The 25,648-nt window shown below is 72.9% G+C and carries 23 protein-coding genes; 17 read left to right on the top strand and 6 right to left on the bottom strand.

What is annotated here, in order from left to right; all coding sequences use genetic code 11:
* Positions 1-2: 2 nt before the first annotated feature.
* The gene (locus ACN9MM_RS13215) at positions 3-1,001 is read left to right on the top strand and encodes an adenosine deaminase (protein ID WP_426368730.1); all 999 of its coding nucleotides are present in this window, start codon (positions 3-5) and stop codon (positions 999-1,001) included.
* 100 nt (positions 1,002-1,101) lie between these two features.
* Positions 1,102-2,010 carry an RICIN domain-containing protein gene (locus tag ACN9MM_RS13210; protein WP_426363807.1) on the top strand — a complete coding sequence of 303 codons (909 nt, stop codon included), beginning with the start codon at positions 1,102-1,104 and terminating at the stop codon, positions 2,008-2,010.
* Positions 2,011-2,045: 35 nt separating this feature from the next.
* Here ACN9MM_RS13210 and ACN9MM_RS13205 read toward each other — a convergent pair whose 3' ends face one another.
* Positions 2,046-3,278 (bottom strand): MFS transporter, encoded by a 1,233-nt coding sequence (locus ACN9MM_RS13205; protein ID WP_426363806.1) that lies wholly within the window; start codon positions 3,276-3,278, stop codon positions 2,046-2,048.
* Positions 3,279-3,535: 257 nt separating this feature from the next.
* Here ACN9MM_RS13205 and ACN9MM_RS13200 point away from each other — a divergent pair, with 257 nt between their 5' ends.
* The 5 genes from ACN9MM_RS13200 (at position 3,536) to ACN9MM_RS13180 (ending at position 7,988) form a co-directional block, all read left to right on the top strand.
* Positions 3,536-4,654, top strand: coding sequence for a carbohydrate kinase family protein (locus ACN9MM_RS13200; protein WP_426363805.1), 1,119 nt, complete (start codon positions 3,536-3,538; stop codon positions 4,652-4,654).
* 106 nt (positions 4,655-4,760) lie between these two features.
* Entirely contained in the window at positions 4,761-5,828 is a 1,068-nt protein-coding gene (locus tag ACN9MM_RS13195; RefSeq protein WP_426363804.1) for a PhoH family protein, read from the top strand.
* Between the two features lie 12 nt (positions 5,829-5,840).
* A complete protein-coding gene (gene ybeY / locus ACN9MM_RS13190; RefSeq protein ID WP_426363802.1) occupies positions 5,841-6,338 on the top strand; it encodes an rRNA maturation RNase YbeY in 498 nt (165 codons plus the stop codon).
* A gap of 4 nt (positions 6,339-6,342) precedes the next feature.
* Positions 6,343-7,638: a hemolysin family protein gene (locus ACN9MM_RS13185; protein ID WP_426363801.1), complete on the top strand. Its 1,296-nt coding sequence runs from the start codon at positions 6,343-6,345 to the stop codon at positions 7,636-7,638.
* A complete protein-coding gene (locus ACN9MM_RS13180; protein WP_383668503.1) occupies positions 7,635-7,988 on the top strand; it encodes an MmcQ/YjbR family DNA-binding protein in 354 nt (117 codons plus the stop codon). Before ACN9MM_RS13185 ends, ACN9MM_RS13180 begins: the two co-directional genes overlap by 4 nt.
* A 1-nt stretch (position 7,989) precedes the next feature.
* On the opposite strand, the gene ACN9MM_RS13175 is transcribed toward ACN9MM_RS13180, so the two are convergent.
* Positions 7,990-9,417, bottom strand: a complete 1,428-nt coding sequence (locus ACN9MM_RS13175; protein ID WP_426363800.1) for an MFS transporter — start codon at positions 9,415-9,417, stop codon at positions 7,990-7,992.
* A gap of 220 nt (positions 9,418-9,637) precedes the next feature.
* On the opposite strand from ACN9MM_RS13175, the gene ACN9MM_RS13170 reads away from it, so the two are divergent.
* From ACN9MM_RS13170 to ACN9MM_RS13140, 7 genes are all read left to right on the top strand, one after another.
* A complete protein-coding gene (locus ACN9MM_RS13170) occupies positions 9,638-10,459 on the top strand; it encodes a helix-turn-helix transcriptional regulator (protein ID WP_426368729.1) in 822 nt (273 codons plus the stop codon).
* A gap of 27 nt (positions 10,460-10,486) precedes the next feature.
* On the top strand, positions 10,487-10,849 hold the full coding sequence (locus ACN9MM_RS13165; RefSeq protein ID WP_382856147.1) for a cytidine deaminase: 363 nt from the start codon (positions 10,487-10,489) through the stop codon (positions 10,847-10,849).
* A 210-nt stretch (positions 10,850-11,059) separates the two neighbouring features.
* Complete coding sequence (locus ACN9MM_RS13160; RefSeq protein WP_426363799.1) at positions 11,060-11,539, top strand: hypothetical protein; 480 nt, start codon at positions 11,060-11,062, stop codon at positions 11,537-11,539.
* Positions 11,540-11,729: 190 nt separating this feature from the next.
* Entirely contained in the window at positions 11,730-13,064 is a 1,335-nt protein-coding gene (locus tag ACN9MM_RS13155) for a beta-xylosidase (RefSeq protein WP_426363798.1), read from the top strand.
* A gap of 66 nt (positions 13,065-13,130) precedes the next feature.
* Positions 13,131-14,105: a WxL protein peptidoglycan domain-containing protein gene (locus ACN9MM_RS13150; protein ID WP_426363797.1), complete on the top strand. Its 975-nt coding sequence runs from the start codon at positions 13,131-13,133 to the stop codon at positions 14,103-14,105.
* A gap of 21 nt (positions 14,106-14,126) precedes the next feature.
* The gene (gene era / locus ACN9MM_RS13145) at positions 14,127-15,077 is read left to right on the top strand and encodes a GTPase Era (RefSeq protein ID WP_373313716.1); all 951 of its coding nucleotides are present in this window, start codon (positions 14,127-14,129) and stop codon (positions 15,075-15,077) included.
* 45 nt (positions 15,078-15,122) lie between these two features.
* Complete coding sequence (locus ACN9MM_RS13140; protein ID WP_426363796.1) at positions 15,123-16,469, top strand: TerD family protein; 1,347 nt, start codon at positions 15,123-15,125, stop codon at positions 16,467-16,469.
* A gap of 11 nt (positions 16,470-16,480) precedes the next feature.
* On the opposite strand, the gene ACN9MM_RS13135 is transcribed toward ACN9MM_RS13140, so the two are convergent.
* Positions 16,481-16,732: a protealysin inhibitor emfourin gene (locus ACN9MM_RS13135; protein ID WP_426363795.1), complete on the bottom strand. Its 252-nt coding sequence runs from the start codon at positions 16,730-16,732 to the stop codon at positions 16,481-16,483.
* Between the two features lie 21 nt (positions 16,733-16,753).
* Positions 16,754-17,797, bottom strand: coding sequence for a M4 family metallopeptidase (locus ACN9MM_RS13130; RefSeq protein ID WP_426363794.1), 1,044 nt, complete (start codon positions 17,795-17,797; stop codon positions 16,754-16,756).
* A gap of 294 nt (positions 17,798-18,091) precedes the next feature.
* Here ACN9MM_RS13130 and leuA point away from each other — a divergent pair, with 294 nt between their 5' ends.
* The 3 genes from leuA (at position 18,092) to ACN9MM_RS13115 (ending at position 22,271) form a co-directional block, all read left to right on the top strand.
* Positions 18,092-19,864 carry a 2-isopropylmalate synthase gene (leuA, locus tag ACN9MM_RS13125; protein ID WP_426363793.1) on the top strand — a complete coding sequence of 591 codons (1,773 nt, stop codon included), beginning with the start codon at positions 18,092-18,094 and terminating at the stop codon, positions 19,862-19,864.
* Between the two features lie 248 nt (positions 19,865-20,112).
* The gene (locus tag ACN9MM_RS13120; protein WP_426363792.1) at positions 20,113-21,447 is read left to right on the top strand and encodes a choice-of-anchor A family protein; all 1,335 of its coding nucleotides are present in this window, start codon (positions 20,113-20,115) and stop codon (positions 21,445-21,447) included.
* A gap of 131 nt (positions 21,448-21,578) precedes the next feature.
* A complete protein-coding gene (locus ACN9MM_RS13115) occupies positions 21,579-22,271 on the top strand; it encodes a TerB family tellurite resistance protein (protein WP_385553763.1) in 693 nt (230 codons plus the stop codon).
* Between the two features lie 2 nt (positions 22,272-22,273).
* Here ACN9MM_RS13115 and ACN9MM_RS13110 read toward each other — a convergent pair whose 3' ends face one another.
* Complete coding sequence (locus ACN9MM_RS13110) at positions 22,274-23,644, bottom strand: FAD-binding oxidoreductase (protein ID WP_426363791.1); 1,371 nt, start codon at positions 23,642-23,644, stop codon at positions 22,274-22,276.
* 272 nt (positions 23,645-23,916) lie between these two features.
* The gene (locus ACN9MM_RS13105; RefSeq protein ID WP_426363790.1) at positions 23,917-25,635 is read right to left on the bottom strand and encodes a LuxR C-terminal-related transcriptional regulator; all 1,719 of its coding nucleotides are present in this window, start codon (positions 25,633-25,635) and stop codon (positions 23,917-23,919) included.
* Between the last annotated feature and the right edge of the window lie 13 nt (positions 25,636-25,648).

Below are 25,648 nucleotides of genomic sequence, written 5' to 3'. Positions count from 1 at the left end.
ACATGCCCGTACCCAAGGCCGAACTGCACCTCCACATCGAAGGCACCCTCGAACCCGAGCTGGCCTTCGCGCTCGCCGCCCGCAACGGCGTCACCCTGCCGTACGCGGACACCGCGGCCCTCCGCGAGGCGTACCGCTTCAGCGACCTCCAGTCCTTCCTGGACCTCTACTACGGCCTGATGGCCGTCCTGCGCACCGCCGAGGACTTCACCGAACTCGCCGACGCGTATCTGGAGCGCGCCGCCGCGCAGGGCGTCCGGCACGCCGAGATCTTCTTCGACCCGCAGGCGCACACGGCCCGCGGGGTCCCGATCGGGACCGTGATCGAGGGGCTCGGCGCCGCCCTCGACCGGGCCGAGGAGCGGTACGGGATCTCCACCCGGCTCATTCTGTGCTTCCTGCGCGACGAGTCGGCCGAGTCGGCGCTCGCGACCCTGGACGCCGCGAAGCCGTACCTCCACCGGATCACCGGGGTCGGCCTCGACTCGGCGGAGGTCGGCCACCCGCCGGCCAAGTTCCGCGAGGTGTACGAGGAGGCCGCCCGGCTCGGCCTGCGCCGCGTCGCCCACGCGGGCGAGGAGGGCCCCGCCGCCTACGTGCGGGAGGCGCTCGACGTCCTCGGCGTGGAGCGCATCGACCACGGTCTGCGCTGCATGGAGGATCCGGCGCTCGTCGAGCGGCTGGCGCGCGAGCGGGTGCCGCTCACGCTCTGCCCCCTGTCGAACGTCCGGCTCCGCGTCGTCGACACGCTCGCCGACCATCCGCTGCGGGAGATGATGACGGCGGGGCTGCTGGTCACCGTCAACTCCGACGACCCCGCGTACTTCGGCGGGTACGCCGGGGACAACTTCGACGGGGTGCGGGACGCGCTGGGCCTGGAGCCGGAGCAGCTGCGCGAGCTGGCTCGGAACTCGTTCGAGGCGTCGTTCCTGGAGGACGACGAGCCGCGCCGGGAGCGGTACCTCGCCGAGGTGGAGGCCTACGAGTTCGGGGGCCGCTGACCCGGAGGCGCCGGGCGGACGTGTTTGCGGATTGCGGGTTTCCCGGTCCGGCCGTGGGGTGATACTCGGGCGACGACAGTTGTTTCGGGGGGAGCAGCACGTGTCAGACACGCCCGGTCCCGCAGGGGACACCGCGGCCACGCCGCCGAGTCCCGCCGCCTCGGGAGCAGCCCAGGGAGCCGCCCCGGCCGATCGGGCGGCTCCGCATCCGCCCCGGTGGGCCTGGTGGGTGGCCGGGGTGGTGGTGCCCCTGGTCGGTGCTCTCGCCACGGTCCTGACCCAGACGCAGCGCACGGGCAACACGACGGCGCCGCCGCCCGCACAGGACCTGCCCGCGGCCGTCTCGTCCACCACGAGCGGGACACCCGGCACGGGCCCGACGGCCGCGACGCCGTCCCCGACGGCAACCACGACCACGGCGCCGGGGACGGCCGCGCCCACCTCCGTACCGGCGCCGACCCGTGCCCCCACCCGGGCGCCGGAGACGACCCCGCCGGCCCGGCAGCCACCGACGCGGGTGCCGCCCCCGCCGCGGGACGGCGGCGTGCGGCCTCCGGTGGGGGTGTCCGTACGGATCGTGAACGGCAACAGCGGCCTGTGCCTCGCGGTGCCCGGCGCCTCGACCGCGGTCGTCGACCTGAACCAGTTCGCGTGCGGTTCGTACGCCGACCACTTCTGGCGCCTTCGGTCCGCCGGGGAGGACGGCGCCGGACGGGCCCGCTACCGGATCGTGAACGACAACAGCGGCTACTGCGCGGCCGTTCCGGGGGCGAGCAGGGACACTGCCGTGAACGTCAACCAGTACCCCTGCGGCGACTACCCGGACCACTTCTGGCGGGTCGAGTACCAGAAGCGGGACACGGCCGGACGCGCGCTCTACCGCATCGTGAACGTCAACAGCGGGCTCTGCCTCGCCGTCCCCGGGGCGAGCACCCGGCAGACCGCGCCGGTCAACCAGTTCCCGTGCGGCCCGTACCCCGACCACTTCTGGCGGTTCGGGCAGGGCTGACGGGCCCCTCCCCGGCCCTCCTACCCCCGGCCCTCCTACCCCCGGTCCGACGGCCTCGCCAGGCCGAACGACGATCGTGTCGGGCGGCGGGCGGACGACCGGACCCGGACCGCCGTCACCGTGAGGCCCGCCGTGGAGGTGTGCGCGTGGCGGGCGACCGCCGTCATCGGGGCCGCCACCAGCAGGAGCAGGGTGCACAGGGTCAGGCCCATGGCCGGGTAGCCGGCGCCGGCGGAGAGCAGGGAGCCGGCCGCCGGGCCGCAGGCCACGCCGAGCGAGGACGCCGCGCCGACCGTGACGGCCCAGCGGCCGCGCGGGTCCAGGGAGGCCGCCAGACCCAGGAGGTAGGACAGGACGACCGGGTAGACCGCGTTCCACAGGATCTCGCCGGTCGCGAAGGTGGCGAGGTCCCGGGCGGTCGAGCTCAGCAGGACGCAGCCCGCGATCGTCACCGTGCCCGCGCCGATCGGGACCGCCCGGCCCAGGCGCGGGCCGAGCGCGCCCGCCGCCGTGACGCCCGCGAGGCCCGCGCCGAGCGCCGCCGCGAAGACCGCGCCGACGGTGACCTCGGAGAGGCCGGCCTGGGTGAGGCCGATGCGGCCGCTCACGCCCCAGAGGGCGTTCTGCGCGAGGGACCAGCACAGGATGCCCCCGGCGAGGACGGCTCCGGAGCGCCGGTGGGGGAGGGGGCCCGAGGCGGCCGTCGTCTCCCGGACGCCGCGCGGGAGGGCCGGGAGGCGGGAGGTGACCGGCCACACCAGGACCGCCGCGCAGGCGATGGCGAGGAGCGGGGGCGTGTGGCCGCCGCCCACGTGCGGGAGCGCCAGGTAGAGGGCGCCCGCCGTCGCCGACACGGAGAGCAGGCCGAGGGTCGAGGCCCGGTGCGGGTCGCGCCGGCCGGCGATCCCGGCGACGGCCACGGCCGTCGCCGTGCCCGAGCCGAGGCCGCCGAGGACGGCGCCCGCGACCACCAGCGGCACGAGGCCGGTCGCGGCGGCGGAGCCGTATCCGACGGCCATCGCGAGCAGGCCCGCGCGGGCGGCCCGGCGCGGGGCGATCCGCTCCCCGCGCGCGGCGAGCGTGAAGCCGGCCGTGGAGGAGCCGAGGAGCAGGACGGAGCCGACCAGGCCCGCCCGGGTCGGGGTGAGGCCGAGACCGGCGGAGAGGCGGCCGACGACGGTCGGCAGGAGGTACGGGGCGAGGTAGCCGGCCGTGAAGAGGGCGACGAGGGCGACGAGGGCCCCCGAGCGGCGAGTCCGCGAGGACATGGGCGTTCCCGGAACGAAGGGGAGGGAGGGTGGAGCGCCCGGTGGTGTGCGCGGGGCACGGGGTCGCGGGACATGTGTATCAAGCAGGAGAGTGGCGGGAGAAGACGGTTTCCGCCCGTTCGGCATGTGATGTGGGTCACTATGGGTTTGGTGTACGGGTTCCTGGGTAAGAGGCGGCTCTTCCTGTGCGTCCCACCCGTCACCCCAACCCCATCGGGCACACTGATCTGATCCGCACCGCGACCGGGGAGCCTGCCGTGACCACAGCAAGGGGAGAGCAGCCGCAACACGACGCCGGGGTCGACCCGTTGGTGTGCCTGCGCGAGCCCACCGACCCCGCCTGCGACGTCTTCCTGACCGGCACCGTCTTCCTCGACATCATCTTCACGGGCCTCGACAGCGCCCCCGTCCGCGGCACCGAGTCCTGGGCCCGGGGCATGGGGTCGAGCCCGGGCGGCGTCGCCAACATGGCCACCGCCCTCGCCCGCCTCGGGCTGCGCACCTCGCTCGCCGCCGCGTTCGGGGACGACCACTACGGCGAGTACTGCTGGGACGCCCTGGAGCAGGGCGAGGGCATCGACCTCTCGCTCTCCCGGACCGTCCCCGGCTGGCACTCGCCCGTCACCGTCTCCATGGCCTACGAGGGCGAGCGCACGATGGTCTCCCACGGCCACGAGGCCCCGCCCCTCGACGGCGCCCTGCCCGCCTACCCGCCGCACGCGCGCGCGGCCGTCGCCTCCCTCGTGCCCGGCCGCTCCGAGGAGTGGGTCGCCCAGGCCGCCCGCGGCGGCGCCAAGGTCTTCGCCGACGTCGGCTGGGACGACACCGGCCGCTGGGACCTGGCCGGCCTCACCGACCTCCAGCACTGCGAGGCCTTCCTCCCCAACGCCGCCGAGGCGATGCGCTACACCCGCACCGACTGCCCCCGGGCCGCCGCCCGCGCCCTCGCCGACAAGGTCCGCTACGCCGTCGTCACCCTCGGCTCCGAGGGCGCCTACGCCGTCGACGGCGCCACGGGAGAGACCGCCGAGGTCCCCGCGATCCAGGTCTCCGCCCTCGACCCCACCGGCGCCGGGGACGTCTTCGTCGCCGGCTTCGTCACCGGCACCCTCGCCGACTGGCCGCTCGCCGACCGGCTCGCCTTCGCCGGCCTGACCGCCGCGCTGTCCGTGCAGGAGTTCGGCGGCTCGCTGTCCGCCCCCACCTGGGGCGAGATCGCCGCCTGGTGGCAGCACGTCCAGGGCCACGCCCGGCAGGACCCCGAGGCGCTGCGCGGCCGCTACGCCTTCCTGGAGCGGCTCCTGCCCGCCCCCGCCCGCCCGTGGCCGCTGCGCAGGGCGGTGCCGACGATCGGGTTCCGGGCCGCGGCCTCGTAAACCGCTACGGGCTCGCCGGACCCGAGTCGTAGGCTTGGTAGCCCAGAGGCCGTCGAGCGGCGACAGCCCTGCAACGGGAGGTGTGTGCAGGCCACAGTGCCGGCCCATGACTCAGACACCCACATCGCCCAACGGCGCGCCCGGCGAGGCCCGTGCCCACTTCACCGTCCCCGCCAAGCACCCGATGGTGACGATCCTCGGATCCGGTGACGCCCTGCTCCGCGTGATCGAGCGGTCCTTCCCGCAGGCCGACATCCACGTCCGGGGCAACCAGGTCAGCGCGGTCGGCGACGCGGCGGAAGTCGCACTGATCCAGCGCCTGTTCGACGAGATGATGCTGGTGCTCCGCACCGGTCAGCCGATGACGGAGGACGCAGTGGAACGCTCGATCGCCATGCTCAGGGCGAGCGAGAACGGATCGGCGGACGGCGGCGACGAGACCCCCGCCGAGGTGCTCACCCAGAACATCCTCTCCAGCCGGGGACGCACGATCCGTCCCAAGACGCTCAACCAGAAGCGGTACGTCGACGCGATCGACAAGCACACGATCGTCTTCGGCATCGGCCCCGCCGGCACCGGCAAGACCTACCTCGCCATGGCGAAGGCGGTCCAGGCCCTGCAGTCCAAGCAGGTCACCCGGATCATCCTGACCCGTCCCGCCGTCGAGGCGGGCGAGCGGCTCGGCTTCCTGCCCGGCACGCTCTACGAGAAGATCGACCCCTACCTGCGCCCGCTGTACGACGCGCTGCACGACATGCTCGACCCCGACTCGATCCCCAAGCTCATGGCGAGCGGGACGATCGAGGTCGCGCCGCTGGCCTACATGCGCGGAAGGACGTTGAACGACGCGTTCATCATCCTCGACGAGGCGCAGAACACGAACCCCGAGCAGATGAAGATGTTCCTCACCCGCCTCGGCTTCGACTCGAAGATCGTCATCACCGGTGACGTCACCCAGGTCGACCTGCCGAACGGGACGAAGAGCGGTCTGCGGCAGGTCCGCGACATCCTCGACGGAGTCCCGGACGTGCACTTCTCGACGCTCACGTCGCAGGATGTCGTCCGGCACAAGCTCGTCGGCCGTATCGTCGACGCGTACGAGCAGTACGACCTCCGCAACGAGAGCGGCGGCGACAGCCGCGGTGAGCACCGTCGCGGCCGCAACGGGAAGTAGAACGCAGAACACATGTCGATCGACGTCAACAACGAGTCCGGTACCGAGGTCGACGAGCAGGCGATCCTCGACATCGCCCGCTACGCGCTCGCGCGCATGCGCATCCACCCGCTCTCCGAGCTCTCGGTGATCGTCGTGGACGCGGAGGCGATGGAGCAGCTCCACATCCAGTGGATGGACCTGCCCGGGCCGACGGACGTCATGTCCTTCCCGATGGACGAGCTGCGCCCGCCGACGAAGGACGACGAGGAGCCCCCGCAGGGGCTCCTCGGCGACATCGTCCTCTGCCCCGAGGTCGCCACCCAGCAGGGCAAGGACGCGCCGACGCAGCACTCCATGGACGAGGAGCTCCAGCTCCTCACCGTCCACGGGGTGCTGCACCTGCTCGGGTACGACCACGAGGAGCCGGACGAGAAGGCCGAGATGTTCGGCCTCCAGGCGGCGATCGTCGACGGCTGGCGCACGGACAAGGGCCTCACCGGCCCGTCGCCGGCGCCGACCGTCTCCTGACCCGATGGACGTCTCGCTGATCCTCGGCGCCGTCGCGCTGGTCATCGTGGCCTGGCTCGCCGCCTGCGCCGAGGCAGGCCTCGCCCGCGTCTCCACCTTCCGCGCCGCCGAGGCCGTCCGGTCCGGGCGGCGCGGCGCGGAGAAGCTCGCGCAGGTCGCCGCCGATCCGACCCGCTACCTCAACGTGGCGCTGCTCGTCCGCGTCGCCTGCGAGATGGCCGCCGGCGTCCTCGTCACGTACGCCTGCCTGGAGGCCTTCCCGGAGACCTGGGAGGCGCTGCTCGTCGCGATCGTCGTCATGGTCCTCGTCTCGTACGTGGCCGTCGGCGTCTCGCCGCGCACCATCGGCCGCCAGCACCCGCTGAACACGGCGACCGCCGCCGCGTACGTGCTCCTGCCGCTCGCCAGGATCATGGGCCCGATCCCACAGCTGCTGATCCTCATCGGCAACGCGCTGACCCCGGGCAAGGGCTTCCGCAAGGGCCCCTTCGCCTCCGAGGCCGAGCTGCGGGCCATGGTCGACCTCGCCGAGCAGGAGTCGCTGATCGAGGACGAGGAGCGCCGCATGGTGCACTCGGTCTTCGAACTGGGCGACACCCTCGTCCGCGAGGTGATGGTGCCCCGGACCGACCTGATCTGCATCGAGCGGTACAAGACGATCCGCCAGGCCCTCACCCTCGCGCTGCGCTCCGGGTTCTCCCGGATCCCGGTCACCGGGGAGAACGAGGACGACATCGTCGGCATCGTCTACCTGAAGGACCTGGTCCGCAGGACCCACATCAACCGGGACTCCGAGGCCGACCTGGTGTCCACCGCGATGCGGTCCGCCGCCTTCGTGCCCGACACCAAGAACGCCGGTGACCTGCTGCGCGAGATGCAGCAGGAGCGCAACCACGTCGCCGTCGTCATCGACGAGTACGGCGGCACGGCCGGCATCGTCACCATCGAGGACATCCTGGAGGAGATCGTCGGCGAGATCACCGACGAGTACGACCGGGAGCTGACGCCCGTCGAGGAGCTCGGCGACGACCGCTACCGGGTCACCGCCCGCCTCGACATCGGCGACCTCGGCGAGCTCTACGGCTTCGGCCCCGACGAGTACGACGACGAGGACGTGGAGACCGTCGGCGGTCTGCTCGCCAAGGCGCTCGGCCGGGTCCCGATCGCGGGCGCCAAGGCGGTCGTGGAGCTCCCGGACGGGCGCTCGCTGCGCCTCACGGCCGAGGCCCCCGCCGGCCGCCGGAACAAGATCGTCACCGTGCTCGTGGAACCGCTGGAACCGGAGGAGAAGCCGGAATGACCCCCGACGAGCTGCGCGCCTTCTGCCTGGACTTCAACGACGCCGCGGAGGAGTTCCCGTTCGGGCCGGACACCTCCGTCTTCAAGGTCGCCGGGAAGATGTTCGCGCTCTCGTGGCTCGACGGCCGGCCGCTGCGCGTCAACCTCAAGTGCGACCCGGACGACGCCGTACGACTCCGCGAGGAGCACCCGGCGATCGCTCCCGGCTACCACATGAACAAGCGGCACTGGAACACCGTGACCGTCGGAGAGCTCCCGGACCGGATGGTCCGGGAGCTCGTCGAGGACTCGTACGACCTCGTCGTCGCCGGTCTTCCCAAGGCGGTACGGCTGCGCCTCGACCGCCCCTGACTCAGGACCGGCGCCGCAGGCCGAGGGCGATCAGGACCGCCGCGCCGACCACGATCGCCGCGTCCAGGGCGATGACCGTCCGGACCCCGTCGAAGAGGTCCGAGCCGGTGGTGGCGAGCACGCCGAGCAGCGGGATGCCGACGGTCAGACCGACCTGCTGGGTGGTGGTGACCAGGCCCGTCGCGAGCCCCTGCTCCTCGTCGCGGACGCCGGACGTGACGGTCACGCCGTACGAGATGATCGCGCCGAGGTGCAGCATCGACGCCAGGGAGACGGCCACCGTCGCCAGGACCGCGCCCGACTCCCGGCCGATGCCGAGCAGGGCGAAGGTGAGCAGGCCCTGGCCGGCGAGCGAGACCACCAGGGTGCGGTGGGCGCCGAACCGCCCGATCACCTTCGGGGTGACCATGCCGGCGAGGACCGAGAACGCGCCCTGGACGCCGAAGACGATGCCGGAGGCGAGGGCCGAGAGGCCGAGGGTCTCCTGCAGGTACAGGGTCAGCGCGAAGACGATCGTCGACATCATCGAGAAGGTGACCAGACCGCCCACGTTGCCGAAGGCGACGGTACGGCGGCGCAGCACCGGCAGCGAGACCAGCGGGGCCGGGTGCCGGGACTCGATCACGCCGAAGGCCACGAGCAGCAGGACGCCGAGGGCGAGGGTGACGGGGACGTCCACGCCGCCGAAGCCGCGCTCGGCCGCCGTCGTCAGGGCGTAGATCAGGGAGAGCAGACCGCCGGTGACGGTCAGCGCGCCGGGCACGTCGAGACGGGGCCGCTCGGGGGTTCGGGACTCGGGCAGCAGGCCCGGGGCGATCGGCAGCACGATCAGGGTGAAGACGGCGAGCAGGCCCATCGTGGAGCGCCAGCCGAGCGTGTCGGTCATGACACCGCCGAGCACCATGCCGATGGTGAAGCCGAGGGACATCAGCGTGCCGGAGATGCCGAGCGCCCGGGCCCGCAGCGGGCCCTCGGGGAAGGCGGTGGTGAGCAGCGCCATGCCGGTCGGCACGATCGCCGCCGCGCCGAGGCCCTGGAGTGCGCGGCCGGCGAGGAAGGCGCCGGGGCTCCAGGCGAAGGTGGCGAGCAGGGAGGCCGCGCCGAAGAGCACGAGACCGGAGAGGAAGAGCTTCTTGCGGCCGAAGAGGTCGCCGATCCGGCCGAAGAGGAGCAGGAAGCCGCCGGAGGGCAGGGCGAAGGCGGTGACCGCCCACTGGAGGGCGGACGGGTCGAAGCGGAGGTCGGCGCCGAGGACGGGCAGGGCGACGTTCAGGACGGAGAAGTCGAGCGCCACCATGAACTGGGCGGCGCACAGCACGAAGAGGACGAGCCGGTCGCGGCCCGACAGGGCCGGGGGAGCGGCGGGGGTCGCGGCGGCGGGGACGGTGGGGGCCGTGGGGGACTCGGGCGGTGTGGTCGTCGTTGCCATGCCCCCACCTTCGGGGGACGGGAACAACGCTGGGGAGCGGGAACTTATCCTGTTGGTCGCACCACCAGGCACCACCAGGCACCACCAGGCACCACCAGGCACCACCAGGCACCACCCGGCATCCGCCATTTGCGTCCAGGGGGAGGAAGCACACGTGGCCACCGCTCTCGAGAGCACCAGCGCGAAGCAGCACCGACTCGGGGAACTGCGCGAGTTCCTGATGAGCCGCCGGGCCCGGGTCAGCCCGGCCGAGGCGGGACTCCCGGACGGCGGTGCGCGCCGCCGCACGCCGGGCCTGCGCCGTGAGGAGGTCGCGGTCCTCGCGGGCGTCGGCGTCTCCTGGTACCAGTGGCTGGAGCAGGGCCGGGACATCACCGTCTCCGCCCAGGTCCTCGACTCGGTGGCGCGGGTGCTGCGGCTGAGCCCGGCGGAGCGCCGCCATCTGTACGTCCTGGCGGCGCTGAACCCGCCGGCCCTGGAGGCGGCCCCGGAGGACCGGGACATGTGCCACGGCCTGCGGCGGCTCATCGACGCGTGGATGCCGTTCCCGGCGCACATCATGGACCAGTACTGGAACACCGTGATGTGGAACGACGCGGCGGCGATCGTGCTCGGCATGCGCCAGGAGATCGTGCAGAACTGCCTGATCGCGTTCTTCACGGACCCGTTGTACCGCTCGCGGTCGACGCGCTGGGAGGAGCTCGCGCCGAAGGTCGTCGCGCAGTTCCGCTCGGCGTGCTCGGAGTGCCCGGACGACGAGGGCTTCCAGGCGGTGGTCGAGTCGGCCAAGGAGCAGAGCCCGGAGTTCGCGGAGCTGTGGGAGCGGCGGGACATCCTGCCGGGCGGCCAGAACCGCAAGGAGATGGAGCACCCGCTGGTCGGCACGCTGGTCGTGGAGGCCACCCAGCTGAGGGTCCCGGCCCGTCCGGACCTGGTCATCGTGATGCACACGCCGATGCCGGAGGCGAACACGGCCGAGAAGCTGGAGTGGCTGGTGTCGCCGGAGGGGCGCCGCGGGGCGATGTACCCGGTCGCGGGCTGATCATCCTCACGGATCTATGCTCGGTCCATGACACTCAGCAGCGAGCACGGCGACCTCGGCGCCGAGGACCTCAAGATCATCACTCTTGCGCGGAGTGCCCGCGCCCGTAACGGCGTGCCCGAGGGGGCGGCCGTACGCGACGAGACGGGCCGCACCTACGTGGCCGGCACCGTGGAGCTGGAGTCGCTCAAGCTGAGCGCGCTGCGGACCGCGGTCGCGATGGCCGTGGCCAGCGGGGCGCAGTCCCTGGAGGCGGCGGCCGTGGTGTCGAACGCCGAGGCGGCCTCCGACGAGGACCGCGCGGCGGTGCGGGACCTCGGCGGGCCTCAGACCCCGGTGCTGCTCGCGGGTCCGGACGGGCAGCTGCGCCTGGCGGTCACCGCGGGCTGAGGCGAGCGGCGGGAACAGGACAGCGGGGGCCCGGCGGCGCGCCGGGCCCCCGCTTCCTTGTGTCCTTGTGAGGATCACCGCATCTTCTCTTGCCTTCCCATGCCGTCTGCGCGTCAATGACAGCGGTTCGTCCGACGGACCGTCAGATCTCCACCATTCACGCAGTGTCCGCACCCCTGCGTTCGGTATCGGAAGGGGTTCGAACTCGCCATGAGAAGCAGAAGCACCTTAGGAACCGTCGCGGTACTCACCGGGGCGCTCGCCGCCGCCGGACTCGCCTTCGCGCCGACGGCCGGCGCGGTCGCGCCGGGCACGGCCACGGCGACGTACGACTGCGGCAGCTGGGGCGGTGGCACCGCCACCCTCACGGCCACGCAGAGCGGCACCGCCGCGACCATCACCATCAGCTCCTCCGTCACCACGCCGGTCGCGGTCGGCACCGACACGATCAGCTCGACCCTGACGCTGGCCAAGGCGGGCGGCGGCACCCGGGTCTTCACCGGGAAGAGGAACCCGTCCCGCACGGCCGGGCAGTCCGTGATCATGGGTCCGCTGAGCGGGACCGTGGCCTCGGGCGACAGCCTCAACTCGTACTTCGCGGGGGTCGCGCTCAAGATGGTGATCTTCGGGGTCACGGTGAACTGTGACGCGGTGACCTCGCAGTCGCCGGGTCCGTTCGTCTTCAGCTGAGCCCGTTCCCACCCGGACCGGTGTCGCCCTGGGCGGCACCGGTCTCTGTCGTGACCTGGGAATATGTCCCTCATATCGCGATCTTGACAGTATCTGATGGGTCATCAGTCAATGGAATCGGATTCCATTGACTTCTCTGAGCCCGCAGCCGTCAATGGCGCCCACTCATCCCTCAGGAGGGGGCATACCCATGGCACTCACCCGATCCCGGGCGGCGGCCCGAAGACGGCGCTGGACCGCCGCCCTCGGCGTCACCGCCCTAGCGGTCGCCGGCGGCGGCGCGCTCGCCGCCCCGGCCGGTGCGGCGACCACGTCGCAGTCGGTGGAATTCCAGACCCGCTGCGTCCCGCCGCCGATCGCCGGCATCCCGCCCATCACGGGAACCACCACCGCCGCGATCACGGTCGACAAGGCCAGTCCCAAGGTCGGCGAGACCGTGACCGTGACCTACACGATCACCAAGCCCGCCGCGTCCAACCCGGTCGACCTCGCGCTCCCGGCCGACATCATGACGCCCACCGGCAAGGTGGTCCTCGGCGGCGCCCAGACCGGCACGGTCACCGTCACCGGCCCCAAGAAGAACCCGCCGGTCCCCGGCAAGGGCTCCTTCCCGGCCTTCTCCATGACGGGCACCTTCACCGCCACCGAGGCCGGATCGATCACCCTCGCCCCCGGCGACTACAACATCCACACCAGCTACCTCATGGAGCTGGACACCCCCTGTACGGTGCTCGACCCGCCCGCCCCGGTCTCCGAGACGGTCGTCGCGAGCCCCGTCACCAGCCCCAACACCCGCGCGCTCCAGCTCGACAACGCCTCCGGCGACCCGGGCGTCCGGGTGACCGTCACCGGCTCCAGGTTCACCCCGCTGACCGAGGTCACCGTCGTCGGCCGCGCCGGAGCGGCGGAGACCGCCGACCGGATGACCGTCACGACCGACAGCGAGGGCGGCTTCGCCGCGCGCCTGAAGGTCAACGACGTGGCGACCACCGGGATCGTGGCGTACGAGGGCGCCGCCTGGGACTCCGAGAAGGGCGCGGGACCCGCCGCGTACAAGGTCATCGTCCCGGCTCCGCCGAACAGCCAGACGATCACCGCGGCCGTCACGCCCGGTGAGCTGTCCATGACCCAGGCCGGGGACGCCGTGCAGCTGTCGTCCGTCGACTTCGGCGCGGGCGGCGCGGCCACCGGCGCGCTCCAGACGGTGACCGTCAAGGACTTCCGCGGCGGCCCCGCCGGCTGGTCCCTGACCGGCAAGGTCACCGACTTCACCGGCCCCGGCGGCGCCATCGGAGCCGGGAGCCTCTCCTGGACCCCCGCCTGCACCGCCAAGGCCGGCAGCCCCAGCACCTGCGCCGCCGGCTCGGCGGGCCCGGTCGGCAGCGGCGGCGCGACCCTCGCCTCCACGCCGAACGGCACCCTCACGGGCGGCGAGTTCACCGTCGACGCGCAGCTCTCCCTCGACGTCCCGGCGTTCACCGCGCCCGGCTCGTACGCGGGCGTGCTCACGCTGACCCTGTCCTGACCGCCCCGCGGGCCGGGCGCGCACCCGGCCGGCCCGCCCCGATCCGCACCCCGGGGGTCCGCACCCGTGCGCACGAAGCCGTACGTCCTCCTCCTGAGCACGCTGAGCACGCTGAGCACCCTGAGCGCCCTCGCCGTGCTGCTCGGCCTCGCGCCGGGCGCCCAGGCCGCCGAGAACGGCGAGTGGGCCGTCTACCCGGCCGCCTCCCGGCTCGGCGGCCGCCCGTACTTCTACCTCTCCGCCGACCCCGGCACGAAGCTCACCGACCGGGTCACCGTCGCCAACAAGACCGCCGCCCCGCTCACTTTCCGGCTGTACGGCGCCGACGCCTACAACACCGACCGGGACGGCGGCTTCGCCGTCCGTACGCAGAAGGAGAAGCAGACCGGCGCCGGTGCCTGGATCAAGCCCGAGCGGACCCGGATCACCGTCCCCGCCCGTTCCGCCGTCACCGTCCCGTACACCCTGACCGTCCCCGCCGACGCCGACCCCGGGGACCACCCCGGGGCCCTCGTCGCCCTCGACGAGCGGATCGCCCCGGGCGGCAAGGGGGCCGTCGCCATGGGCGTCCAGCGCGCGGTCGGCGCCCGCGTGTACCTCCGCGTCAACGGGCCGACCGTCCCCGCCCTCGCCGTCGAGGACGTCACCCTCGACCAGGACCGGCCGCTGGTCCCCGGCACCCGGACGAGCAGCGCCCTCGTCTCGTACACCCTGTACAACCGGGGCAACGTCACCCTCAACCCCAAGGTCGTCCTGAAGGCCCGGGGCCTCTTCGGCCGCACCCTCCTCGACCGCGACCTGGCCGAGGTCCCCGCCGAGCTCCTGCCCCGGCAGAAGATCCGGCTCACCGAGCGCTGGACCGGATCCCCGCAGCTCGACTGGGGCGACGTCACCCTCACGGCCACCGCGAAGGACGTGAAGGAGAGCGGCACCGTGTCCTTCCTGGCCCTGCCCTGGCTCGCCGCCGCGGTCCTCGCCGTGGGCGGCGCGGCCGGGCTCTTCGGCCTGCGGATACGCCGCCGCCGGGCACTGAGTGCGTGAGGCGGGCGCTCATCGGGGACAATGGCCCCCATGAGCGCTCGCAACCAAGAAACCGAAGCCGTCCACCGGGCCGGCTTCGCCTGCTTCGTCGGCCGCCCCAACGCGGGCAAGTCCACCCTCACGAACGCTCTGGTCGGCCAGAAGGTGGCCATCACCTCGAACCGGCCGCAGACCACCCGGCACACCGTCCGCGGCATCGTGCACCGCCCGGAGGCGCAGCTGATCCTGGTGGACACCCCCGGCCTCCACAAGCCGCGCACCCTCCTCGGTGAGCGGCTCAACGACGTCGTGCGCACCACCTGGGCCGAGGTCGACGTGATCGGCTTCTGCCTGCCCGCCGACCAGAAGCTCGGCCCCGGCGACAAGTTCATCGCCAAGGAACTCGCCGGGATCAAGAAGACCCCCAAGGTCGCGATCATCACCAAGACCGACCTGGTCGACTCCAAGACCCTCGCCGAACAGCTGATCGCGATCGACCAGCTCGGCAAGGAGCTGGGCTTCGAGTGGGCGCAGATCGTCCCGGTCTCGGCCGTCGGCAACAAGCAGGTCCAGCTCGTCGCCGACCTGCTCATCCCGCTCCTGCCGGAGTCCCCGCCGCTCTACCCGGAGGGCGACCTCACGGACGAGCCGGAGCAGGTCATGGTCGCGGAGCTGATCCGCGAGGCCGCGCTCGAAGGCGTACGGGACGAGCTGCCGCACTCGATCGCGGTGGTCGTCGAGGAGATGATCCCGCGCGAGAACCGCCCGGCGGACCGGCCGCTGCTCGACATCCACGCGAACGTGTACATCGAGCGCCCCAGCCAGAAGGGCATCATCATCGGCCCCAAGGGCAGCCGCCTGAAGGAGGTCGGCATGAAGTCCCGCAAGCACATCGAGGCACTCCTCGGCACCCCGGTCTTCCTCGACCTCCACGTGAAGGTCGCGAAGGACTGGCAGCGGGACCCCAAGCAGCTGCGCAAGCTGGGCTTCTAGGCGATCTTCTAGGCGGAGTGCGGGGGCGCGTGCCAGCATGGCGCCGTGACAGAGATCGTCAAGGGGGGAAACCTGCCGGTCCCCGGGCAGGTGTGGCGGATCGCGGTCGTCCGGCGGGCCGCCGGCGACGGAGTGCCGGAGGTCGACGCCTCGGCGCTGCTGCTCGACGCCGGGGGCCGGGTCAGGGGCGACGGCGACCTGGTGTTCTACAACCAGCCCGCGCACGCGTCCGGCGCGGTGCGCCTGCTCGGGCAGGTGCGGGACGAGGAGCAGCGGGTCGCCGACTGGCTGGAGATCGACACCGCGCGCGTGGAGCCGGGCGTCCGGCGCATCGCGATCACCGCCTCCGTCGACGAGGGGACGTTCGGCCGGGTGCCGGGCCTGCACATCCGGACGATCAGCGCCGCCACCGGCGAGCAGCTGGCGCTGTACGAGGTCGACGACGCGAGCACCGAGACGGCGTTCGTCCTCGGCGAGTTCTACCTGCGTGACGGGGCGTGGAAGTTCCGCGCCGTGGGCCAGGGGTACGACTCCGGCCTCGTCGGCCTCGCCGAGGACTTCGGCATCGAGGGCAGGGACCCGGAGCCCGCCCCCGGGGCCGAGCCCGCCCCCGCCGACGAGCTCGCCCTCGACGACGGGCCCGCCCCCGAGGACGAATCCGCCCCCGCCGACGCCCTGCCGGAGGCCATCCCGGAGGAGCTCCTGGCCAAGGTCCGGGCGGCCGAGGCCGCTGTCCCGGCGCGGGCCAGGGTCCCCGTCCAGCGGCCCGCGGGCGTCGGCCCGCGGTCGGACGCCGAGCTCTTCGGCGGGGACTTCCCGGAGTTCGTCCGCGGCGGCAAGGGCAGGACGACCCTCACCGTCGACGTGCCGATCCCGGCCGGATATGTCGTGGTCGACTCCACCCGGGCCGGCGAGGGCTACTTCTGTGTGGAGAGCCTCGACGAGAAGGGCGACCCCAACGGTCTGCTGGCGAACACGACCCTGGCGGACTACGAGGGCCGCGGGCTGCTGCGGTACGACGGCCAAAGCCCGCTGCGCCTGCGCGTGGGGGCCGGCGCCAGTGCGTGGACGCTCGCCGTCCGGCCGGTCCGCACCGTGGAGGAACTCGGCCGCCGCGCCCGGGGAAGAGGCGGCGACGTGCTGCTGTACACGGGGCCGGCCGGCCACCTCTCCTCCCGGCTCCGCACGGGGTTCGACCACGCGTACTTCCTCGTCCAGGGCTACGAGCCGGACGGCAGCGACCACCTGCTCGCCAATGTGGCGAGCAGGCTCCCCCGGGACGGCCGCCCGTTGCCCGGGGGGCCCGTGCTCGTGCAGGTCGAGAGTGCCGACGGCGACTGGTCCCTGGAGGTCCGCCCGCCCCGCCAGAGCAGGTTCTGGCGCCGGGCCTAGGCCGACAGGGCCTAGGCGCCTTCCTTGAGGACCCTCGTCACGAGGGTCCTCTGGGCGTCCGTGAGGTGCGGGTCGCAGCAGCGGACCGTGCGGCCGTCGACGGTGATCTCGTACGAGAAGCCGTCCGGCACGCCCCGGGCGTCACCGCCGCTCTCCGCGAGGACGGCGGAGGACAGGGACTCCCACTCGGGTCCCGTGACCTCCACCTCCGCCGACCGCTCGATGCCCGCGAAACCGCCCGTGCGCCGCACTCGAATCCGCATGGGCCCTGTCTACCAGCCGGCTCAGGCCGTCGGTACTCCGACGCCCGACCAGGCGCGCCGCACGGCCTCGGCCGTCTCGTCGCCGTAGAGGTCCCGCGCCGTCGCCACCGTCGCCCGCGCGAACTCGGAGAACCGGGTCTCCTCGGTCAGCGTGCCGCCGGTCATGGTCGCGTACCAGATCCGGCCCGGCCGCTCCCAGGCGTTGCCGCCGAGCTCGGTGGCCAGCAGGTAGAAGGCGCGGTTGGGGATGCCGGAGTTGATGTGCACCCCGCCGTTGTCGGAGCTGGTGCGGACGTAGCGGTCCATGTGGTCGGGCTGCGGGTCCTTGCCGAGGACGTCGTCGTCGTACGCGGTGCCGGGGGCCTTCATGGACCGCAGCGCCGTGCCCTTGTCGACGGCGGGGCCGAGCAGCCCGGCCCCGATGAGCCAGTCGGCCTGCTCCACGGCCTGGCCGAGCGCGTGCTGCTTCACGAGCGTGCCGAAGACGTCCGACACGTGCTCGTTGAGCGCCCCCGACTGGCCGTAGTACGCGAGGTTCGCCGAGTACTGGGTGAAGCCGTGGGCCAGTTCGTGGCCGATGACGTCGACCGGGATCGTGAAGTCGAGGAACAGCTCGCCGTCGCCGTCGCCGAACACCATCTGCTCGCCGTTCCAGAAGGCGTTGTCGTACTTCTCGTCGTAGTGGACGGTCGCCGTCAGCGGCAGCCCGGCGCCGTCGATCGAGTCGTGGCCGAAGGCGTTCAGGAAGAGGTCGAAGGTGGCGCCGAGGCCGGCGTAGGCGCGGTTGGCCGTGTCGTCGGTGGTCGCCGGCTCACCCTCGCCGCGCACCTCGTGGCCGGGCAGCCGGGTGCCGTTCTTGGCGTCGTAGATCGTGCGCCGGGGCTTTCCGTCGGCGCCCTCGGCCGGGGCGGGCAGGGTCCGCTCGGTCCGGGTGGTGCGCTGGGCCAGGTCCACCGCGAGGGTGCGGCGGGCGGCTTCGGCGACGGCCGGGTCGGCGTGCTCGGCGAGCCGCTCCAGGACGTGCGGCGGGACGATCGAGCAGAAGACAGGCGTGTGGGAGGTCATGTCAGCAATGTGGCACTGCGTACCGTCGGTGTCACGGGTAGCGACGATGATTGGCGAAATGGAGTGATGGGTCACCTTTCGGGCTTGACGTGGGGGCCGTCCCGCATACTGAAACGGGACGTCCGCCTCGGCCGACCCTGGGCTATGGTGACGGACATCATGCGTTTCGGGCTGCTTCTCCTTAGCTGCCGCGGCGAGGGCCTGTAGTCGTAGGCCGACCCCCTCCCCGCGGGACCTGGTGTTGCGTTCGACAGTCGGCCGTCCCTCCCGCAGGACCCCGAGGAGCCCTACGCAATGTCTCAGTCGCCTTTCGTCAGCCGCCCGACGCCCATCACCAACGCGACCCACACGCAGCAGCCGTCCGGGATGCCGATCCACAAGTACGGCCGGTACGAGGCCGTCGTCATCCCCGACCGGACCTGGCCCGAGCAGCGCATCACCAAGGCGCCCCGCTGGCTGTCCACCGATCTGCGTGACGGCAACCAGGCGCTGATCGACCCGATGTCCCCGGCCCGCAAGCGCGAGATGTTCGACCTGCTCGTACGCATGGGCTACAAGGAGATCGAGGTCGGCTTCCCGTCCTCGGGCGAGACCGACTTCGCGTTCGTGCGCTCCATCATCGAAGAGGGCGCGATCCCGGACGACGTCACCATCTCCGTCCTGACCCAGGCCCGCGAGGACCTGATCGAGCGGACCGTGGAGTCCCTGATCGGCGCCAAGCGCGCCACGGTCCACCTGTACAACGCCACCGCGCCCACCTTCCGCCGGGTCGTCTTCCGCGGCTCGAAGGAGCAGATCAAGCAGATCGCCGTGGACGGCACCCGTCTGGTGATGGAGTACGCGGAGAAGCTGCTGGGCCCGGAGACCACCTTCGGCTACCAGTACAGTCCCGAGATCTTCACCGACACCGAGCTGGACTTCGCCCTGGAGGTCTGCGAGGCGGTCTGTGACGTCTGGCAGCCGGGCCCGGGCCGCGAGATCATCCTGAACCTGCCCGCCACCGTGGAGCGTTCGACGCCGTCCACGCACGCGGACCGCTTCGAGTGGATGGCCCGGAACCTGACCCGCCGCGAGCACATCTGCATCTCCGTCCACCCGCACAACGACCGCGGCACGGCCGTGGCCGCGGCCGAACTGGCCGTCATGGCGGGCGCCGACCGCATCGAGGGCTGCCTGTTCGGGCAGGGCGAGCGCACCGGCAACGTCGACCTGGTGACGCTGGGCATGAACCTGTTCTCGCAGGGCGTCGACCCGCAGATCGACTTCTCCCAGATCGACGAGATCCGCCGTACCTCCGAGTACTGCAACCAGATGGAGGTCCACCCGCGCCACCCCTACGCGGGCGACCTGGTCTACACCGCCTTCTCCGGCTCCCACCAGGACGCCATCAAGAAGGGCTTCGACGCCATGGAGGCCGACGCGGCCGCCCAGGGCAAGACCGTCGACGACATCGAGTGGGCAGTCCCGTACCTGCCGATCGACCCGAAGGACGTCGGCCGCTCCTACGAGGCCGTCATCCGGGTCAACTCGCAGTCCGGCAAGGGCGGCATCGCGTACGTCCTGAAGAACGACCACAAGCTGGACCTGCCGCGCCGGATGCAGATCGAGTTCTCGAAGATCATCCAGCAGAAGACCGACACCGAGGGCGGCGAGGTCACGCCGGCCGCGATCTGGGCCGTCTTCCAGGACGAGTACCTGCCCAACCCGGACAACTCCGCGGCTCGTTGGGGCCGCATCCAGCTGCGCTCCGGCCAGTCGACCTCCGACACCGACGGCACCGACACCCTGACCGTCGAGGCGGTCGTGGACGGCGTCGACACCGTCCTGACGGGCGCCGGCAACGGTCCGATCTCCGCGTTCTTCGCCGCGCTGCAGTCCATCGGCGTCGACGCCCGCCTGCTGGACTACCAGGAGCACACGATGAGCGAGGGCGCCTCCGCGCAGGCCGCCTCGTACATCGAGTGCGCCATCGACGGCCAGGTCCTGTGGGGCATCGGCATCGACGCCAACACCACCCGCGCCTCCCTGAAGGCGGTCATCTCGGCGGTCAACCGCTCCGCCCGCTGACCCCCGTCACCCCGCTGTCCGCTGCCCCGCACCCTTCCTCCCGGAGGGTGCGGGGCAGCGGCGCGTGTGAGCCGCGTCACGCTTATGAGGGGCTTCAGGTTCGCTTAAGGAAGATGATCCCGGCATGCCGGATTCGGCGTCATATCAGGTGAGTTGACGGCACATCGGGGAATGGCGGAAGGTCGGCACGTCCACTCGGACACACCCCCCACGCGCCCTCCCCGTACCTCCCTGACCTGGAGTTTCGCATGCGCACGACCGCTGCCGTGGCCGCCGTTCTCACGGTGACCGGTGCCGCCCTCGGCTGGGCCCCCGCCGCTTCCGCCGCCACCACGGAGTGCGCCGCCTCTCCGCTGGGCACGGCCGGTCTCTACGCCGAGTTCGTCGAGAAGGACTCGGTCCGCCACTCGGACTCCGAGGGCGCGGTCGCCGTCGGCGGCGACGCGTACTTCGGCGACGCGAAGACCGGCCAGGGGTTCTCCGTCGGATACCAGCTGACCCCCGCCGACCTCGCGAAGCTGCCTGGCGGGCACAGCCTCGTCGTCGCCGGCACGCTCCACGCCAACCAGGTCGTGATCACCAAGGGCACCGGCGTGTACGGCGAGCTCGACGACCGCTCCCACAAGGGCAGCGGCTTCGGCGTCGACGGCCCGAGCGCGAAGGGCGCCTCGCCGGTCGACTTCGGCAAGGAGTTCACGAACCTGCGGGCGCTGTCCACCGGCTGGGCCGCCACCGCGCCCCACGGCAAGGTCTCCACCGCCGGCGACGGCATCTTCCTCACCGGCACCGACAAGACCCTCAACGTCTTCGCCGTGAACGCCGCCGACCTGGAGAAGTTCCGCGCGATCACCTTCGACGTCCCGGTCGGCTCCTCGACCCTGGTGAACGTGCTCGGTGCCTCGTACGACATGAGCACCTCGGCCACCTACGGCGTCTACTACAAGAACCTCTCCGGCGGTGCGCCCGTCATCGACGACTACGACGTGCCCGGCGACGCGTACCGGCAGATCCGCTCCAAGCTGCTGTGGAACTTCCCGCAGGCCGGGAGCGTCAAGAAGAACTACACCTCCTGGCCCGGCACGATCCTCGCCCCGAACGCCAAGGTCGAGATGGGCGGCAAGAACGTCGGCCCCGGCCACGTCAACGGCTCCGTCATCGCCGAGGAGCTCGTCACCGTCCCCGGCGCCGAGACCCACCAGATGAACTTCACCGGCTGCCTCCCGAAGGAGCCGACGCCGGGCCCGGTCGTCACCCCCGAGCCGCCGAAGCCGACGGAGACCCCCGTCCCCACCCCGCCGGCCACCCCCGAGCCCACCCCGAGCGAGAGCGGCTCGACCCCGGGCGCCTCCGAGACCCCTTCGGGCTCCGCGTCCCCGTCCGCCCCGGCCACCCCGGCCACGCCGGGTGAGGACACCACCGCGCCCGCCACCGCCCCGACCCCGGCTCCGTCCGCCACCCCGGAGGGTGATCTCGCGACGACCGGTTCGGCCATCGGTCCCGGTGTCATCGGTGCCGCCGCGGCCTCCGTCGTCGTCGGCGGAGGCTTCCTGGCCTTTGCGAAGCGCCGCCGCCGCGCTTCCTGACCCCGCGCGAGGGATGACGTGTCTCGGCCAAGTCGGTGGTGATCTGACGACGGGGTGCTGACGCCACATCAAGGATGTGGCTAACATCACGCCAACGCCGGCAGTGCAGCCGGGCCGTTGAGGAGGTGCGTGTGCGGTCTGCCCGGAATTCACGTGGTGGGAAAGTGGGCGTCTGCGGAATCCGTACCTCCTGGAACACCGTCGGAGACGGCGAGTTCTTCTGCGAGGAGTGCGGGGGCGACCGGAACTACCGGCGCCGCACCGGCCGCCGCAGGTTCGCCGTCCTGGGCGTCCCCGTCCTGCCCCGGGGCTGTACCGGCCCCGTCGTCGAGTGCGCGGCCTGTCACACGCACTTCGGTACGGAGGTGCTCGACCACCCGACGACGAGCCGCTTCTCCGGAATGCTGCGCGACGCCGTGCACACCGTCGCCCTGGCCGTCCTCGCGGCCGGCGGCACCGAATCCCGCGAGGTCCTGGACCGGGCCGTCACCGCGGTCCGGTCCGCCGGCTTCGCCGAGTGCACGGCCGTCCAGCTCGTCGACCTCGTCGAGGCGCTGGAGGCCGACACCGGCCGCTTCATGCCCGAGGTGAACCCCGAGGGCACGCTCCTCTCGATCGAGCTCCACGAGGCCCTGGAGCCGCTCACCCCGCACCTGGCACCCTCCGGACGGGAGTCGATCCTGCTCCAGGCCGCCCGGATCGCGCTCGCCGACGGCGCCTACACCCCGGCCGAGACGGAGGTCCTCGGGACCGTCGGGAACGCGCTGGCGCTCGCCCCCGAGGACACCGTCCGCCTCCTCGCCTCGGCCCGCACCGTCCCCTAGGGTCACGGGACGATGTTCTGGTTCAGCCGGAACACGTTGTCCGGGTCGTACCGGCGCTTCACCGCGCGCAGCCGGTCGTAGTTCTGGCGGTAGTTCACCCGCACCCGGTCCTGGTCGTCGGTGTCCATGAAGTTCACGTACCCGCCCTCCTGGGTGTGCGGCCGCAGCGCCGCGTCGTAGGCACGGGTCCAGGCGATGTTCCGCTCCGAGTCCGCCGGGTCGGTCCACGTCCCGCCGAACGAGTGCGAGAAGACGGCGTCCCGGTAGGCGAACGCGGTCTCCTCCGGGCCCACGTCGTGACAGGCCCCGTCGATCGGGAAGATCGCCGTGTCCGACTCCATCGACGGCATCGTCGCACCGAACTCCACGTGGACCGCGATCGCTCCGTCCGACAGCTCGCGGCTGAAGTTGCCCTTCCAGTAGTGGTGGAGCCCGGGCGGCAGCTGCTCGTCGAACAGTGTGTTGATCACCGGGTACGGCATCCGGTCCATGAACCGGCCGACGACCGGCCCGAGACCGTCCAGACCGGCCAGGACCCTCTCGTCCTCCTCCGCCGGGCCGCTGTAGCAGGTGAACGCGGCGCAGATCGGGCGACCGTGCCAGCGCTCCGGCAGGAACGGCTCCTCCGGGCCCAGCGCCACGACGAGGATCACGTTCAGCTCGACCGGCGCGGCGGCGTTCAGCTCCCTCCAGGCACGGGCGACGTCCCCGTCGAGGGGGTAGCAGGTGATCCCGCCGAAGATCACGTCGACCGGGTGCAGCCGGTACGCGAGCGAGGTGACGACACCGAAGTTCCCGCCGCCGCCGCGCAGCGCCCAGAACAGGTCCGGGTTCCGCTCGGCGTCGCAGGAGACGAGCGTGCCCTCGGCGGTCACCACGTCCGCCGCGACCAGGTTGTCGCAGCTCAGACCGCAGCGCCGGGCCAGGTGGCCCATGCCGCCGCCGAGCGTCAGCCCGCCGACGCCCGTCGTGGAGACCACCCCGCCGGTGGTGGCGAGCCCGAAGGCGTGGGTGGCGTGGTTGAAGTCGCCCCAGGTAGCGCCGCCCTCGGCCCGCGCCGTACGGGCCTCCGGGTCGACCCGGACGCCGCGCATCCGGGACAGGTCGACGACCAGGCCGTCGTCGACGGTGCCGAAGCCGGCGACCGAGTGCGAGCCGCCGCGCACGGCCAGCGGGAGCGCGTGCTCCCGGGCGTGGCGCACCGCCGCGATCACGTCGCCGACGTCCACGGCGTGGACGACGACGGCCGGGTGGCGGTCGTGCAGGGCGTTGTAGACCCGCCGGGACGCGTCGTACGACGGGTCGCCACGGGTCACGACGGTGCCGCGCACGGCACCGCGGAGGGTGTCCAGGGGGTGGGTGGTGGTGGTCATGCGTCCGGTGTATCCCCCGGCGCCCGGGGCGCGCATCGCCGGAACGGCCCATGTGCGGGGACCCCGCATGGGCGGTTCGACCCAGGCCCCCGTGTGGGCAGGCGTCCCGCGGGGCGGGAGGGGTGGGCACACGGGACGGCGCGCTCAGCGGCGCATCCGCGTTCCGGGCCCGGACCCGCACCACCGGGGCGGCGCACCTGCCGGTGCGGGTCAGGCGCGGAAGCCGCCCACAGTCAGGGCGCGGAAGCCGCCCCCGACGGCGGGCGCGGGCGTCAGGTCAGGTCGTGGGCGTAGGCGTAGGCCGTCGCCGCCGCCCGCGAGCCGACGCCCAGCTTCGCGAAGATGTTGTTCAGGTGCCGCGCCACCGTGTGCTCGCTGATCACCAGCGTTCGCGCGATCTCCCGGTTCGTCCCGCCCGAGGCGACGAGGCGCAGCACCTCCGCCTCCCGGGCCGTCAGCCCGCCCGGCAGCCGCCGCCGCGATCCGCCGGTCAGCAGCGCCGCCGCCCGCCGTGCGTCCGGCACCGCCCCGAGCCGCTCGAACACGGCCCGCGCCGCGTGCAGCTCCAGCCGGGCCGCCTCCTCGTCGCCCACCGCCCGGTCGGCCGCCGCGAGCAGCATCCGCACCTGCGCCGCCTCGTACGGCACCCGCAGCCCCAGCCATCCGGCGAGCGCCCGGCGCAGCAGCCGCAGCGCGGGTTCCGGCCGGGCCTCCGCCAGGGCCACCGCGCCCCGCGCCGAGTCCGCCATCGCCCGGAGCAGCGGCACGTCCCCGGCGAGCACCTCCAGCTCGGCCGCCGCCCCCGCCGCCCCCGGCACGTCCCGGACCGCGAGGGCGACCTCGGTGCGGGCGGCGAGCAGCCGGGCCCTGCCGAGGACGTCGTGGCGGGCGTCGCCCTGGCAGGCGAGCGCCAGGTCGACGCCCGCCACCGCCGCGTCGGTCCGGCCCTGCGCGAGCCGCAGCAGCGCGAGGCCGGGCTGCGGGATGCGGCCGAGTTCATGGGCGTGCGCGTACGAGGCGGCGGCCTCCTCCAGGCGGCCCTGGCGCCGCTGGACGTCCCCGGCGGCGTAGTACGCGGCGGCCGCCGACTCCAGGCAGTCCACCGGCACCTCCCGGCACGCCTGCCGTGCCTCCGCCTCCGCGAGCGCCCATGATCCGAGGAGGTCGAGCACCTGGACGCGGTGCGCCCGGCAGGGTCCTCGGAAGGGGTTCTCGCCGGAGGGCACGGTCATCGGGGCGTCGGCCGTGACGGGGCTCGGCCCGGCGTCCGCCGGGCGGCCCGTCCACGGCGGCGCGCACCACTCCATCGCCGCGTTCGTCCATTCCACGGCTCGGCCGAAGTCGGCGGCCCGCATGCACTGGGTCAGCGCCAGGCAGTACAGCCAGCCCGTGAACACGCCGCTGAGTTCGCCGGCCGTGACCGCGCACATCGCGTCGTCGAGGAGGGCGAGGGCCTCGGCGCGGCGGCCGTCGGCGAGGAGGACCGAGGCCTCGGCCTGGCGGCTCAGGGCCAGCAGGTCCGGGCTGCCGGAGCGGACGGCGAGCCGGGTCATGCGCCGTGCGGCGGCGAGGGCCGCCGCACGGTCGCCGCGGGCCACGGCCTCCTCCGCGTCGGTCCAGGCGAGGAAGCACTGCTCGGGGCAGGGGGGCCGGCCGTCCAGGTGGTGGTGGGCCCGGTGCAGCCAGCCGGACGCCGCCGCGGGCCGCCCGAGGCCCTCGTACTCGTACGAGAGCCACCAGGAGGCGAGCCCGGCGCCCCGGTGGTCGCCGCTCGCCACATAGGCCGCGTGGGCCCGCAGCCGGGCGGTCACGGACTCGTCCACGTGGCCCGACCACCAGGCCGCGTCGGCCAGGACGGTCAGGTCGTCGGCGGTCAGCGCGCGCGAGGGGTGGGCGTCGTGGGCGCGCAGCAGCCCGTACGCCTCGGCCCAGGACTCCCGTGCCGCGGCGTCCCGCGCCTGCGCGATCCCGTCGATCGTGGGTGCGGACATGGCCCTCACCTCT

This window comes from Streptomyces sp. E-08, assembly GCF_049913095.1.
In the GTDB taxonomy this organism is placed as follows: domain Bacteria; phylum Actinomycetota; class Actinomycetes; order Streptomycetales; family Streptomycetaceae; genus Streptomyces.
Note: the sequence above shows the minus strand (reverse complement) of the source record. Positions and strands in the feature narration are given on the sequence as shown.

Bases quoted from the DNA above. Each gene is read 5' to 3' on its own strand.
- ACN9MM_RS13170 (WP_426368729.1), top strand. From the start codon at position 9,638: ATGAGCCGCCGGGCCCGGGTCAGCCCGGCCGAGGCGGGACTCCCGGAC.
- ACN9MM_RS13120 (WP_426363792.1), top strand. From the start codon at position 20,113: ATGCGCACGACCGCTGCCGTGGCCGCCGTTCTCACGGTGACCGGTGCC.
- ACN9MM_RS13165 (WP_382856147.1), top strand. From the start codon at position 10,487: ATGACACTCAGCAGCGAGCACGGCGACCTCGGCGCCGAGGACCTCAAG.
- ACN9MM_RS13195 (WP_426363804.1), top strand. From the start codon at position 4,761: ATGACTCAGACACCCACATCGCCCAACGGCGCGCCCGGCGAGGCCCGT.
- ACN9MM_RS13205 (WP_426363806.1), bottom strand. From the start codon at position 3,278: ATGTCCTCGCGGACTCGCCGCTCGGGGGCCCTCGTCGCCCTCGTCGCC.
- ybeY (WP_426363802.1), top strand. From the start codon at position 5,841: ATGTCGATCGACGTCAACAACGAGTCCGGTACCGAGGTCGACGAGCAG.
- leuA (WP_426363793.1), top strand. From the start codon at position 18,092: ATGTCTCAGTCGCCTTTCGTCAGCCGCCCGACGCCCATCACCAACGCG.
- ACN9MM_RS13215 (WP_426368730.1), top strand. From the start codon at position 3: ATGCCCGTACCCAAGGCCGAACTGCACCTCCACATCGAAGGCACCCTC.
- ACN9MM_RS13185 (WP_426363801.1), top strand. From the start codon at position 6,343: ATGGACGTCTCGCTGATCCTCGGCGCCGTCGCGCTGGTCATCGTGGCC.
- ACN9MM_RS13180 (WP_383668503.1), top strand. From the start codon at position 7,635: ATGACCCCCGACGAGCTGCGCGCCTTCTGCCTGGACTTCAACGACGCC.
- ACN9MM_RS13160 (WP_426363799.1), top strand. From the start codon at position 11,060: ATGAGAAGCAGAAGCACCTTAGGAACCGTCGCGGTACTCACCGGGGCG.
- ACN9MM_RS13155 (WP_426363798.1), top strand. From the start codon at position 11,730: ATGGCACTCACCCGATCCCGGGCGGCGGCCCGAAGACGGCGCTGGACC.
- ACN9MM_RS13130 (WP_426363794.1), bottom strand. From the start codon at position 17,797: ATGACCTCCCACACGCCTGTCTTCTGCTCGATCGTCCCGCCGCACGTC.
- ACN9MM_RS13175 (WP_426363800.1), bottom strand. From the start codon at position 9,417: ATGGCAACGACGACCACACCGCCCGAGTCCCCCACGGCCCCCACCGTC.
- ACN9MM_RS13135 (WP_426363795.1), bottom strand. From the start codon at position 16,732: ATGCGGATTCGAGTGCGGCGCACGGGCGGTTTCGCGGGCATCGAGCGG.
- era (WP_373313716.1), top strand. From the start codon at position 14,127: ATGGCCCCCATGAGCGCTCGCAACCAAGAAACCGAAGCCGTCCACCGG.
- ACN9MM_RS13110 (WP_426363791.1), bottom strand. From the start codon at position 23,644: ATGACCACCACCACCCACCCCCTGGACACCCTCCGCGGTGCCGTGCGC.
- ACN9MM_RS13105 (WP_426363790.1), bottom strand. From the start codon at position 25,635: ATGTCCGCACCCACGATCGACGGGATCGCGCAGGCGCGGGACGCCGCG.